We start from the raw sequence: 12,224 nt of genomic DNA, 5'->3' as shown, positions 1-12,224 counted from the left end.
TAACAGTTGTTGTATTTCCATTTTAAATTTAATAATTTAACCAAAAACTATTTTCCTACTACATAAAGTATTCTTTCACTATTTTCTTCTACTTCTTTTTCAGAATATCCTTCAAATTTTTTTAAAATTTTAAATCCACATTGTTCCAAAGCTTGTTCTATATATTCTTGCTTATATGCTCTTTCAAAATGTTCTTCTTCAAATTTTTCATAAAGTCCATTATCCTGCTTTACAAAGAAAGTTAAAAACATATTTAACACTTCTTCTTCAAAAGAATTTTCCCATGTATAAAAAATTTCATCAGAACTGTATGTATAAATATTATTACCAAGAATAGTAGATAGTTTATAATATGAATTTATATCAAAAATAAATAATCCATCATCTTTTAAATGTTCATATACCTTTGAAAAATGGTTTAACAGTTCATCCTCTTCTGTTATATAGTTAGTTGAATCAAGTACAGAAGTTATAAGATTAAATTTATTATTTAAGCTTAATTCACACATATCTTGACAGATTACCTTAGCTTTAATTTTATTTTTCTTAAATTTTTCAAAAGCAATATTTAACATATCATCTGATAAATCAACTGCATAAGTATTTTTAAAATATTTTGCCACCTTAATTGCAACATTTCCTGTTCCACATGCTAAATCTAAATATTCCTCAAAAAGTATATTATTTTTAGTGCATAAATCTATTATTTTTTCTGCAACTTTATCATAATCAACATCTTCATATATTAATTCATCATATATATTCGCAAATTCTTTATATGCCATATACTTTACCACGCCCTTAATTTAGTATACTAATTCATCTAATATATTATATCGTAATTCTTTACTTAGTCAATCAGTACTCAATGCTTAATAGGCTTTATTTTTAATTATCTTTTTTTCTTTTTGCCATAAGTCCTCCTATTCGTCCAGTTTCCCCTGATGATAATCCACCCCAGCCTTCCTTTCTAACCTTATCAATTAATCCTAATTCTTCTGCAATTTCATATTTAATTTTTTCCCTAAGCTTTTCTTCTTCTGTAAGTTCCTTATTTGCTTTAATTTTTGCTTTTATTGCCCTTTTCATATGTTCATCGCTCATATTCAATACCTACCAATCTTAAATATATTAAATTATTAAATATTTCAATAATATTATTTCCTGCTATTTTATTATTATTCTATAAGATTCTAGTTTTTATAATAATCTATTTCTGAAAATTTCAAAATTCATGTATAAATATACATAATTCTTTATAATTTCCCTAATTAATGGAATGCATTAATATGAACGAATAGATTTTTTTAACTAATTTACCCTATTGACTTGATATTTATTTAATATTTAACTATAGTATTTGTATACATAAAAATTATAATAAATAAATTTAGGAGGGATTATTGTGTATAATGTTGCAATAGTTGGGGCTACTGGAAATGTAGGTAGAAAATTTTTAGAAATCTTGGAGCAAAGAAATTTTCCAGTAAATAATTTATATCTTTTCGCATCGAAGAGATCTGAGGGAAGTACTTTGCCTTTTAGAGGAAAAGACTATGTCGTTGAAGAAACTTGTGAAAAGAATATAAAGGATAAGAAAATAGATTTCGCACTATTTTCAGCTGGTGGAGATGCTAGTAAAGAATTTGCGCCTGTTTTTGCACAGTATGGGGCTGTAGTAATTGATAATAGTAGTGCTTGGAGAATGGATCCTGAGGTACCACTTGTAGTACCAGAAGTTAATCCCGAAGATATTAAACTTCATAAAGGAATAATTGCAAATCCAAATTGTTCAACAATTCAAGCAATGCCTATAATGAAAGCATTAAATGATAAATATGGAATAAAGAGAATAGTTTATTCTACTTACCAAGCTGTTTCTGGTGCTGGTATCCAAGGTATCAAGGATTTAGAAGATGGCATTAAAGGGGCTGCACCTAAGAAATTCCCATATCCTATAGCTGGTAATGTATTACCTCATATAGATGTATTTTTAGAAGATGGATATACTAAAGAAGAAGAAAAAATGATTAAAGAAACTAGAAAAATACTTCACGAGCCAAACTTAAGAGTAACTGCGACAACTGCTAGAGTTCCAGTTCTTAATGGTCACAGTGAAAGTATAAATGTTGAACTTAATTCTGAATTTGATATAAAAGATATCTTTGAATTATTAGGAAACACTCCAGGTGTAACTGTATATGATAATGTTAAGGAAATAAAATATCCAACAGCTCTTGAAATGTCTGGTAAAGATGATGTTTACGTTGGAAGAATCAGAAGAGATTTTAGTGTGGATAATGGATTAAACTTATGGGTTGTAGCTGATAACATAAGAAAAGGAGCAGCTCTTAACGCTATTCAAATCGCAGAAATAATGATCAAAGACAATAAATAATTTGCAACAATTTAAGTTGGAGGAATCTAAATGTCAATATTTCAAGGCTCAGCTGTAGCCATAGTTACCCCTTTTAATGAAGATGGAGTTAATTTTAAAAAGCTTGAAGAACTTCTTGAATGGCATGTAAAGGAAGGTACTGATGGTATTGTTATTTGTGGCACTACAGGTGAATCTACTACAATGACAGAAAAAGAGATAAAAGATACGATTAAATTTACAGTTGATGTGATAAACAAAAGAATTCCTGTTATAGCAGGAACAGGTTCAAACAACACTGCTTCTGCTATTTCTATGAGTAAATATGCAGAAAGTGTTGGAGCTTCTGGACTTCTTGTTATTACACCATATTACAATAAAACTACTCAAAAGGGGTTGGTAAAGCATTTTTCAGCTATAAATGCTGAAGTAAAAACACCTATAATACTTTATAATGTTCCTTCCAGAACAGGAGTTAATATAGGTCCTAGCATTCTAGTAGAACTTTCTAAATTAAGTAATATAGTTGGAATAAAGGAAGCTAGTGGAAATATAAGCCAAGTAGTACAAATGAAAGCCTTATGCAGAGATTCTATTGACATTTATTCTGGAAATGATGATCAGATAGTTTCTATAATGGCTCTTGGTGGAAAAGGCGTTATTTCTGTCTTAGCCAATATAATTCCTAGTAAGGTTCATGAGATAACTGAAAAATGTCTAAATAATAACTTTAAAGAAGCCCTAGATATCCAATTAGATACTTTAGCTTTAACAAATATTTTATTTGTAGAAACAAATCCAATCCCTGTTAAAACAGCTATGAATATTATGGGATTTGAAGTTGGAGGTCTTAGACTTCCTCTTTGTGAAATGGAAAGTAAAAACGAAGAGCTTTTAAAGGCTGTTTTAAAAGACAATAAATTAATGTAGGTGATAAGATGATTAAAATAGTGTTAAATGGCTGTTCAGGTAAAATGGGTAAGATGATTACTGAATGCACTTCTCAATTTAAAAATTTAGAAATAGTTGCTGGAATTGATAAATTTCAAAGTGATGCTCCATACCCTATATTTGAAAGTCCACAAGATTTAAATCTTGACTACGATGTTTTATTAGACTTTTCAAGAGCTGATGCTCTTCATAATCTATTAAACTTAACTGAAAAAACTCAAAAACCATTAGTAATATGTTCAACTGGATTTACACCAAAAGATATTGCTTTAATAAATGAAAAAAGTAAATCTTTGAAATTATTTAGATCAGGTAATATGTCTTTTGGAATTAATTTAATAAGTTCTCTTTTAAAGAAAATTACTCCAATGCTTTATGGAAACTATGATATAGAAATAGTTGAAAAGCATCATAATCAAAAAGTAGATGCTCCTAGTGGAACTGCAATAATGCTTGCTGATGCCGCTAAGGAATCTATAAAAGATACAACTAAGTATGTTTATGGAAGAGAAGGAAATTCTAAAAGAGAAGAAAATGAAATTGGCATTCATGCAGTTAGAGGTGGAGGCATTATCGGAGATCACGAAGTAATCTTTGCTGGAACTGGTGAAGTAATTGAATTAACTCATAAAGCTATCTCAAGAGAAGTTTTTGCTGTTGGTGCTTTAAAAGCCTGTGAATATATGGCTACTGTGACTAAGCCTGGTCTTTATGACATGAATGATGTTATAGGGCTTGAATAGTATATTTAAACCTATAAAAAAACAGAAGGGATAATACTTTCCTTCTGTTTTTTATGTACATCTCAATTTAGATTATTATTCCTTCAAAATGATCCATTTCATGTTGAATTATTTGTGCTGTAAATCCAGTAAATACTTGCTTTTGCTTCTTAAAATTTCTATCAAGATACTCCACCTCTATCTTTTCATATCTCTTTGTTTTTCTAATGCCAATTAAAGATAAACAACTCTCTTCTGTTTCATAAAGTCTTTCCTTCTTTAATATAACTGGATTAATCATAGGCACAATAAAGCTGCCTACAGTAAATACCAATATACGCTTTTTTACTCCAATCATATTACCAGCCAACCCAACACAATGCTCTAAGTTTGCGCTTAATGTATCTATTAAATCATCAATTACTACCATATCATTTTTAGTTGCCTCCTCTGATTTTTGTCCTAAAAACAATATATCTTTTACAATTGGTTTTATCATAATCTAACCTCTTTTTCAATTATATTTTTATAAAAATAAGATTTGATTTTAAAATATATTATATGCCCTAACCTTGTGTCTTTTTCACTTGAAAATATTATAGCTTTTACAGAAGTGTTCATTATTCCATTAATATTAGAATTATGTATTTGTACAAGTTTTAATTTGTTTAGCTTAACATACTTATATTATTATTGCTTGTTGTATCTCTAATAAATATTTTTTGAAAGAATATCCAATAAAATACTTACTTTTTATTACATTCTTAGAAATTTTTCTCCTCTATAAAAAAGGAGGACAAGGATTTAATATTGCATTTTCATTTGCATTCTCCATTATTTCAAATGTAACTTGGTATTCACAGAAATCTTTTAATATGTCAGAGCCTAACGAATCCGTGCAAATAATATCTTTACCAACAATAGCACTTTTTAAGTCAATTAAATGATTAACACCAAGTATACTATATTCACTTAGCCTAACTAAATTCTTCATAAGTTATCACCTCCAACTCATATATAAATTACTATTTATTCAGCTTTTCAAATTACGAATTAAATATATTTTCACGTCTTCTTAAATATTGAACTATAGGTTCAGTCTCTGTCAAAAGATATGCTTCACTCCACCCCCAATCTACCAGCAGTAGCTCCAAAGTTTCAGACAACTTATGTAATAACTTTTCAGTATTTGTAATATCATTTTTTTCATATATATCAAGTGTTAGCCAAATATTCTGTATTATATCATTTTCATCATAATCGAAGAATACAGTAATATTTTCATTAAATCCATATGCACAAGTATTTTTAGCTTCAATACGATAACTGCTATATCCCGTTTCTACTCTATCAAACTTTGGCAATATGTTCTCCATACATTTCTTTAAGTAGTCCTTCGACAAATTTAAAGTTGATAACGGAATTTGATTATTATTCCTAATGTAAATGTCTGTATATCCACATCCATCTGCATCCATATGATTATTTGCAAAATCTTCAATATTGCTACATTGAGCAATACAATAATTATAATTTTCTTTTGGAAGAATCTCTATTTGACAGTAGTCATCTTCATGAAAAAATATATTACGCATTTTTATCACCTTCAATATAAATATATTTTGCTGGAACGAAATCCGTCAGCCAAACCATGTTTTTTGAAATATAGAATTTATACCCCTCTTTAAACATTGCCATTGAATCGATTTTTAGAACTATAGGTTTCCCATGACGCTTACCTACTGAATAGGCAGTACTAAAATCTGCTGATAAATGTACATGCAGTCTGCTTTGTTTTTGGATTCCTATATACATAATACTATCTATGAATCTTTTAGCTGTACCATGATAAAGATATTGTAGTGGAAGCTTTTCTTCTAATTCAATATCTACTTTGATAGAATGTCCCTGATTAGCTCTTATTTTTGTTTTATTGTTACTAAAACTATATCTTTGTTTATTATTCTCATTAACTATGCGTTCAAGAGTATTAAAATCAATGTACTTTCCTACTCTATTAATTCCTTTTATTAATTCATCAACATTAGCCCATCCATACTCATCAAGTGTAATATTAATTGTTTTAGGATTATGCCTTAATATTAAGCTTATAAACTTACCTAATTCTTGATCTTTATTTTCATATTTCATCTTTTATTCCTCGCTTATAATAATATCGAATAATAATTTTAATCTTTTAACAGTAATAATTAAATTTTACTTTGCTTCTTGCTTTATAAAGATTTGAACTAAAACTGCATCCTCATCTATGCAGTTGTTTCCCATGAAAACCCATAAAATAATTCCTTTGTCTCTGCAATTATAAATGTTCCATTCCATTCTTCAATTATTTTATTCCAAATCTCAATAATTTTCATAATATTATCACCTTCTAACTCAATATATACTGATATATCATATAATGTTTCGCATTTTTATTACATCTAATCCATTTGATTCTGGTGAAAATAAGCATCCTTTAATGACCTCTTTTGTAACATCTGTATTATTTTTAAAAATATGCTTCTGTTGAGTTGCCTACAGTAAATACCAATATACGCTTTTTTACTCCAATCATATTACCAGTCATTATAAGTATAGTATTTATCATGCAAAATAAGCTTATATTCCGTACAGAAATCAAGTAACTTCCTACTTCTTTCGTTAATAAATGTAGAATTATTTGAAAAATACTCACACACATCATGTTTGCTGTTAATCACAATATCCTTAAAACAAAAAATTTCATTATCACTATCACCGTATGGACAAAAGTTACCATGTCTACAGGATTGACAACATTCTAAATTAATATTTGATGGAAGAGATTTCTGTAAATATTTTATATTAAGTTTATTTTCATAATATGACTTTAATACATTTTCACAAGAACTAAACCAGTCTATGTAATGTATTATATAATTAATTATCGCAGTTAGTTCACCATTACCAGAAACATATATGTAGACTTCTTCTAAATTCTCATCAGCGATTAAATGATTAAATATTCTTATACTTGTAGTTAAATTATAACATGTATAATTGCTATCGCTTTCATCATTATTTTTTATAAAATCGCTTTCTTTAATCATGGCTAGTTCCTCTCTTAACAAAAATAATTCTTCACAATTTATTATCATCTGTTAATTATAACAAATTTTACATAAATATCATTATTCAATTTTTCTAAAAACCTTTTGATTAATTACTTCATTAAATAATGTCTATAAAATGCTAAATATAAAATTAGTATTTATCCAATTCTTTTATATCCATAGATCACATATAAATCATTATCCTTTTCATAATTTATGTAATATTTATTAAGTATTTCTATAAATTCTTTTTCAGCATCATGTATAATCTTTTTAGAAGCCAATATGCCTCCTTGTACTTTATAATATCGTGGCCTAACTTTAATCCATTCTATTAAATAGTACTGTAACCATACAAAACTTTCTTCGTCATATCCACCTAAATAGTTTACATCTGAACTAAAATGTGCATAATATTTGCTGTCATCTTCAATTTCATATATTGTTTTCAGTATATACGGAGGTGGAAATGGCATTTCTTCCAGCATAGCTTTTCTAAATTCTTCCCATTTTGTATTATTCATAAAAGATACAAGCTGTTCTTTTTCAATATATTTCTTTGCTTTATTTTTTGCTTTTTGAATACGTATATTAATTTCATCTGAATAAGACATTTTTCACCTCTATTTACTAAATACGCCATCTAAATTGGAATTTACTTAAGACCATAGATGGATTTTAATAAAGCAATACCCGTTGATGTTTTAATTTTTTTTCTATTGCATTATTGATATTTGCCTTAGAATGATTACTTTCGTCAGCATTCACAATATAATCTGCCTCAACCAAAATCTGATAATCCAATCCAGTAATGTCTTTAAGAGTATGGTTCTGACCAACTAAAAAAATCACACGATTAATAAATCCTTCAGAATATCCAGTATCCCTTAGGAACTCAGCAACTAAAATTTCACCTTCTTCTTGATACTTACCATTTGTATTTTCTCAACAAAGAGGACAGGCAATATCATGAACAATTGCTGGTACTTCCAACACAGTTTGTGTATTCTTATCTAATTTTTCACATTCTCCAATTGTTTTTGTATAAGCATATACCTTCATAAAATGATTAATGTCATGAAGATTTCCTTTAGAATACTCAATCATATTTGTTATAATTTCTGAAACTATCATAAAACTCCTCAGTAATACTATAAATCACTATTTATCTCTTGGTAAATTATATCATATAGTAAAATATTGTAAATTTAAAACAAAAAATATTTTTTTATTTATTACACAATAAATTACAATTGAGATTTGACTTATTTTAAGGAAAATATTAGCTGTTATATTTTATTATTAAAATCTTCGCTAACCCTTGAAATTCCTAATTTTATCGCAGGTGATTTTTTCCTTATTGTTTCCCTTGTGTTATATCTTCCTAAAGGACATTACGAACCATAGTAAGGGAAAAATCAAGGGAAAAGAAATCTCATAACAAAGTATAATACGAAACATATAAGACATGTAGAACTGATTGAAATGCTTCTTAAATTTTCTTTGAAAGGACTGATAAGATAAGATTGATACATGCCTGGTACAATATGTACAACAACTGTATAGATATCACTGCATACGATAATTATATACTACGAATAGATTGCTTAAAAGCCGAAGAAAACCTTATAACTACTCCTGGATCTCAGTGTGCATTAAATTGCCTTAGCAATAGACGATCCTATTGAATATGCCAGATTGATTACATCTTGACAACGAAATGCAGGAGTATATTACAGCAATAGACACTTTGGATATTCTATCGCCCTATTAGCATAACTGATAGGGCAATTTCTATATACAATTGAACAAAAAATATTTTGTTGCTAATAAGAATTACTTTTTTTTCGATACTCTTTCGGTGAGCATCCCATTTTTTCTTTAAAACACTTTCCCAAATGACTAACTTGATGAAACCCTGCCTTGTCCGCAATATACCCGATTGGCAAATTTGTTTCCTATAAAAGAATCACTGACTTTTGCATGCGATACTCCATAAGATATTTATAAGGTGTGGTCTGCAACATCTGCTTAAAACAACGCAAACACTCTGATTTGCTGACACTTGCACTTTGGATCAGATTTTCCAACGACAATCTCCATAATGCTGTTCAATATATTTCAAAATTTTTTACATTCGTGTCGATGTTTCTGTTTCGGGATTCTCTATCGGTACCTGAATATTGAGGATGATTTCCAACCATATTCTTGAAATCAATACCAGAACTTCATATTCATAAACAAGAGTATCCATATTCTCTAATTCAATCAGACTTCGAAGTAACCCTAAAACATTCTTATGCCATTCATTCAAATCAGAAAACAATTAAGTGATTAACTGACTGTTTTCAGCTAATGCAGTAACAAATCTCTTTGCAGGTCCTTCTGGATAAAACTCAATCAAATGTTCTGAAAACAGGATACTTTTATATGGCAATCGTCTGAGCCCTGTGCTTTATGAACAACATTTTTATTAATGAAAATTGCCTGCCCCTTACAGACTGTTTCGATTTGAAATAGAGTGTGTATATAAATGCTTCCAGAAACAACATAAATAAACTGAAAATCTTCATGTCAGTGCATCACATGAAATCCTGATGATTTGGATACGCTCTTATCACCAGCTATATCCATAATCAAATATGGTGTATTGTATAAACTATAAATGTACCAAATAATAATTAAAAACCTGCTCACCAGTATTTTCCAAACCTTTTATACAAATAATATTTGGTAATAATATTGGGTATAAGAGGAAGTGCGGAAGGTGATAAATTTGAATAAAAAGCAAGATGTTATTTTGAAATATATTAGAGAGGGGAAATCACAAAGACAAATAAGTAAAGAAACAGGAATTTGTAGAGAAACCATTCGAAAGTACATAAAAGACTATGAAGATAAGCTAGTAAACGTGACTGAAAACTTAGGCGAAGTAGGAAAAGCTAATATTATTGATGATATAACATCAAAACCTAAATATAGTTCATCGTCACGAAGTAAAAGAGCTTTAACAGATGATGTTATAGAAAGAATCTCTCAGTTTCTGAAAGAAAATGAGCAGAAGCGTTTAACAGGCTTATCTAAACAACAAAAAAAGAAAATAGATATGTATGAATCTTTAATAGACGAAGGTTTTAATGTTAGTTATCCATCAGTAGTAAACGCTGTCAATAGCATTGAACGAAAAAAACGTGAGGCGTATATACGCCAGGAATATTCTCCAGGCGATGTAGTTGAATTTGATTTTGGAGTAGTTAAATTAAAAATGAGTGATGGTTGTATAAAAGAATTTCAGATGGCAGTATTTACAGCAGCTTATAGCAATTACAGAGGGGCTAGATTATTTCCGAAACAGAATACCGGATGCTTCTTAGAAGCTCATGCCGCTTTCTTTAAACAAATTAAAGGTAATCATAGGACTGTTGTATATGACAATACTAGAGTTGCTGTAGGAAAATTTGTAGGTCATACAGAGAAAGAGCCGACTGAAGCACTTTTGAAATTATCTATATACTACAAATTTAGATTTAGGTTTTGCAATGCTTATAGTGGTAATGAAAAGGGTCATGTTGAAAGAAGTGTTGAATTAATAAGAAGAAAAGCATTTTCGGGCGAATGCATATTCACCTCATTAAATGAGGCTAATGCTCACCTTGATGAAATGTTAAATAAATTAAATTCAAGAACTTTATCAAATTCTAATAAGTCACCGTTTGAATTATTAGAAGAAGAACGAGAGTACTTATTACCTAATATGCCTTTATATGAAACAGCTACGCTTGCGGACCTAAGAGTAAATAAATACTCTACTATTATGGTTGATTCCCGCTATTACTCAGTACCTGATGATTATGTTGGTACAATGGTACGGTGTAAGGTATATACTACTAAAATCCTAGTATTTTACAATGAAGTAGAGATAGCTAGACACGATAAAGTTTATGGTCTCAATTTATGGAACATAGATATTATGCACTATGCTAAAACCCTTTTTAGAAAACCAAAAGCACTGGTTAATAGTACAGCATTTAAGCAGATGGACAGTATTTTAAAAGAAATTTATTCTAAATATTTTAATAATAATGAACGTGATTTTGTAAAATTAATTGAATTAGTTGGTGCTTATGGGCTTACAGCTATTAATAATGCTATCAAAAACCTACAGAAAGTATGTCCAACTAATATCAGCATTGATAAAATTGAATTTATCTGTGCTAGAAAAGATGATCCTAAAATCATATATCTTGAGGATCATACAGATGAAATTATAAATAACTCTGTTAATATGCTCAACGAATTTAATAATCTTTTAAACATATAAAAATTATTTTTAATAAGGAGAAAACATGATTATTACAAAAAAGATATAAACATTTTAAGAAAAAATTTTTGGAGAATATCTGATGAGCTTGAAAATGAAATACTCGAAAAGTTCGGCAAAGAGCCGGAACCGGATGAAAATGGGCATTTTTATGAGTACACAGAACAAGATCTTTATGAACAAATAAGAAAAATATCTCAAAATAAACATTAAAAGTTGGCTATTTTAATCACAAACACCTTATAATACACAAAAGATTTAAAGGAAGTGATTTTTATCGATTCTGATAATTCAATTATTAAAGATATAAAAGCATATGCTGAATCAATGAAGCTTAGCGTTATAAAAGGTGATATTGATGTAGCAATTGAAGATGCAAATGCTAACAATCTTAGCTATGAGGAGTTTCTCTGTGGACTCCTTCAAAAAGAATGTGATATAAGAAACTACAATTTAACTCAAAGCAGAATTAGAACTGCCAGTTTTCTTTATAAAAAATATTTAGAAGATATTATCAAAGATTTACCCTCTGATGCTCAGCTAAAACTAAAGCATCTCAGCAGCCTGAAATTCATAAAAGATGGTCAGAATGTAATTCTTTCCGGTAACTGTGGAACAGGAAAAACGCACAGTACGAATTGTTTCTAGACAATCTGCATAGAAATATGCAATAAAACTAGAGGATTGCATAGCAATCTAACTTTATATCTGAATGAATAGGTGAAATTCCTATGGTGTCTTAATGTTGGAAGGCACAC

16 protein-coding genes are annotated in these 12,224 nt (G+C 28.9%); 6 read left to right on the top strand and 10 right to left on the bottom strand.

Features of this window, described 5'->3' with window-relative positions; translation table 11 throughout:
• Positions 1 to 47: 47 nt before the first annotated feature.
• Together CLPUN_RS19195 and CLPUN_RS19190 are read right to left on the bottom strand one after the other, a co-directional pair.
• A complete protein-coding gene (locus CLPUN_RS19195) occupies positions 48 to 785 on the bottom strand; it encodes a class I SAM-dependent DNA methyltransferase (RefSeq protein ID WP_077848845.1) in 738 nt (245 codons plus the stop codon).
• A 103-nt stretch (positions 786 to 888) separates the two neighbouring features.
• Positions 889 to 1,104 (bottom strand): alpha/beta-type small acid-soluble spore protein, encoded by a 216-nt coding sequence (locus CLPUN_RS19190; protein ID WP_077848844.1) that lies wholly within the window; start codon positions 1,102 to 1,104, stop codon positions 889 to 891.
• 301 nt (positions 1,105 to 1,405) lie between these two features.
• On the opposite strand from CLPUN_RS19190, the gene CLPUN_RS19185 reads away from it, so the two are divergent.
• From CLPUN_RS19185 to dapB, 3 genes are read left to right on the top strand one after another with little or no spacing between them, the layout of a single operon-like run.
• Positions 1,406 to 2,398: an aspartate-semialdehyde dehydrogenase gene (locus CLPUN_RS19185; protein ID WP_077848843.1), complete on the top strand. Its 993-nt coding sequence runs from the start codon at positions 1,406 to 1,408 to the stop codon at positions 2,396 to 2,398.
• A gap of 30 nt (positions 2,399 to 2,428) precedes the next feature.
• A complete protein-coding gene (gene dapA, locus CLPUN_RS19180) occupies positions 2,429 to 3,307 on the top strand; it encodes a 4-hydroxy-tetrahydrodipicolinate synthase (protein ID WP_077848842.1) in 879 nt (292 codons plus the stop codon).
• 8 nt (positions 3,308 to 3,315) lie between these two features.
• Positions 3,316 to 4,071, top strand: coding sequence for a 4-hydroxy-tetrahydrodipicolinate reductase (gene dapB, locus CLPUN_RS19175; protein ID WP_077848841.1), 756 nt, complete (start codon positions 3,316 to 3,318; stop codon positions 4,069 to 4,071).
• A 67-nt stretch (positions 4,072 to 4,138) separates the two neighbouring features.
• On the opposite strand, the gene CLPUN_RS19170 is transcribed toward dapB, so the two are convergent.
• From CLPUN_RS19170 to CLPUN_RS28860, 7 genes are all read right to left on the bottom strand, one after another.
• A complete protein-coding gene (locus tag CLPUN_RS19170) occupies positions 4,139 to 4,549 on the bottom strand; it encodes a peptide deformylase (protein WP_077848840.1) in 411 nt (136 codons plus the stop codon).
• Positions 4,550 to 4,831: 282 nt separating this feature from the next.
• Positions 4,832 to 5,044, bottom strand: a complete 213-nt coding sequence (locus tag CLPUN_RS19165; protein ID WP_077848839.1) for a Rossmann-fold NAD(P)-binding domain-containing protein — start codon at positions 5,042 to 5,044, stop codon at positions 4,832 to 4,834.
• 52 nt (positions 5,045 to 5,096) lie between these two features.
• A complete protein-coding gene (locus CLPUN_RS28865; protein ID WP_242954194.1) occupies positions 5,097 to 5,645 on the bottom strand; it encodes a hypothetical protein in 549 nt (182 codons plus the stop codon).
• Positions 5,638 to 6,201, bottom strand: coding sequence for an RNA 2'-phosphotransferase (locus tag CLPUN_RS19155; protein ID WP_077848838.1), 564 nt, complete (start codon positions 6,199 to 6,201; stop codon positions 5,638 to 5,640). The genes CLPUN_RS28865 and CLPUN_RS19155 overlap by 8 nt, the downstream gene beginning before the upstream one ends.
• A gap of 428 nt (positions 6,202 to 6,629) precedes the next feature.
• Positions 6,630 to 7,142, bottom strand: coding sequence for a hypothetical protein (locus CLPUN_RS19150; protein ID WP_077848837.1), 513 nt, complete (start codon positions 7,140 to 7,142; stop codon positions 6,630 to 6,632).
• A gap of 161 nt (positions 7,143 to 7,303) precedes the next feature.
• On the bottom strand, positions 7,304 to 7,759 hold the full coding sequence (locus CLPUN_RS19145) for a DUF6678 family protein (RefSeq protein WP_077848836.1): 456 nt from the start codon (positions 7,757 to 7,759) through the stop codon (positions 7,304 to 7,306).
• A gap of 331 nt (positions 7,760 to 8,090) precedes the next feature.
• Positions 8,091 to 8,279, bottom strand: coding sequence for a hypothetical protein (locus tag CLPUN_RS28860; RefSeq protein WP_242954193.1), 189 nt, complete (start codon positions 8,277 to 8,279; stop codon positions 8,091 to 8,093).
• Between the two features lie 413 nt (positions 8,280 to 8,692).
• Here CLPUN_RS28860 and CLPUN_RS29700 point away from each other — a divergent pair, with 413 nt between their 5' ends.
• A complete protein-coding gene (locus CLPUN_RS29700) occupies positions 8,693 to 8,833 on the top strand; it encodes a hypothetical protein (protein WP_423237310.1) in 141 nt (46 codons plus the stop codon).
• Positions 8,834 to 8,971: 138 nt separating this feature from the next.
• On the opposite strand, the gene CLPUN_RS29695 is transcribed toward CLPUN_RS29700, so the two are convergent.
• Entirely contained in the window at positions 8,972 to 9,094 is a 123-nt protein-coding gene (locus CLPUN_RS29695) for a helix-turn-helix domain-containing protein (RefSeq protein WP_242954192.1), read from the bottom strand.
• Between the two features lie 818 nt (positions 9,095 to 9,912).
• Here CLPUN_RS29695 and istA point away from each other — a divergent pair.
• Together istA and CLPUN_RS19115 are read left to right on the top strand one after the other, a co-directional pair.
• The gene (gene istA, locus CLPUN_RS19125) at positions 9,913 to 11,466 is read left to right on the top strand and encodes an IS21 family transposase (protein ID WP_077848835.1); all 1,554 of its coding nucleotides are present in this window, start codon (positions 9,913 to 9,915) and stop codon (positions 11,464 to 11,466) included.
• Positions 11,467 to 11,733: 267 nt separating this feature from the next.
• A complete protein-coding gene (locus CLPUN_RS19115) occupies positions 11,734 to 12,114 on the top strand; it encodes an ATP-binding protein (RefSeq protein ID WP_077848834.1) in 381 nt (126 codons plus the stop codon).
• The last annotated feature ends 110 nt before the right edge of the window (positions 12,115 to 12,224 follow it).

This window comes from Clostridium puniceum (assembly GCF_002006345.1).
GTDB classification, from domain to species: Bacteria; Bacillota; Clostridia; order Clostridiales; family Clostridiaceae; genus Clostridium; species Clostridium puniceum.
This window is presented reverse-complemented; position numbering and strand designations above follow the sequence as displayed.

Excerpts from the sequence above, each read along its gene's own strand:
- CLPUN_RS19195 (WP_077848845.1), bottom strand. The coding sequence starts at position 785 with ATGGCATATAAAGAATTTGCGAATATATATGATGAATTAATATATGAA.
- CLPUN_RS19190 (WP_077848844.1), bottom strand. The coding sequence starts at position 1,104 with ATGAGCGATGAACATATGAAAAGGGCAATAAAAGCAAAAATTAAAGCA.
- dapA (WP_077848842.1), top strand. The coding sequence starts at position 2,429 with ATGTCAATATTTCAAGGCTCAGCTGTAGCCATAGTTACCCCTTTTAAT.
- dapB (WP_077848841.1), top strand. The coding sequence starts at position 3,316 with ATGATTAAAATAGTGTTAAATGGCTGTTCAGGTAAAATGGGTAAGATG.
- CLPUN_RS19170 (WP_077848840.1), bottom strand. The coding sequence starts at position 4,549 with ATGATAAAACCAATTGTAAAAGATATATTGTTTTTAGGACAAAAATCA.
- CLPUN_RS19165 (WP_077848839.1), bottom strand. The coding sequence starts at position 5,044 with ATGAAGAATTTAGTTAGGCTAAGTGAATATAGTATACTTGGTGTTAAT.
- CLPUN_RS28865 (WP_242954194.1), bottom strand. The coding sequence starts at position 5,645 with ATGCGTAATATATTTTTTCATGAAGATGACTACTGTCAAATAGAGATT.
- CLPUN_RS19155 (WP_077848838.1), bottom strand. The coding sequence starts at position 6,201 with ATGAAATATGAAAATAAAGATCAAGAATTAGGTAAGTTTATAAGCTTA.
- CLPUN_RS19150 (WP_077848837.1), bottom strand. The coding sequence starts at position 7,142 with ATGATTAAAGAAAGCGATTTTATAAAAAATAATGATGAAAGCGATAGC.
- CLPUN_RS19145 (WP_077848836.1), bottom strand. The coding sequence starts at position 7,759 with ATGTCTTATTCAGATGAAATTAATATACGTATTCAAAAAGCAAAAAAT.
- CLPUN_RS28860 (WP_242954193.1), bottom strand. The coding sequence starts at position 8,279 with ATGATAGTTTCAGAAATTATAACAAATATGATTGAGTATTCTAAAGGA.
- CLPUN_RS29700 (WP_423237310.1), top strand. The coding sequence starts at position 8,693 with ATGTACAACAACTGTATAGATATCACTGCATACGATAATTATATACTA.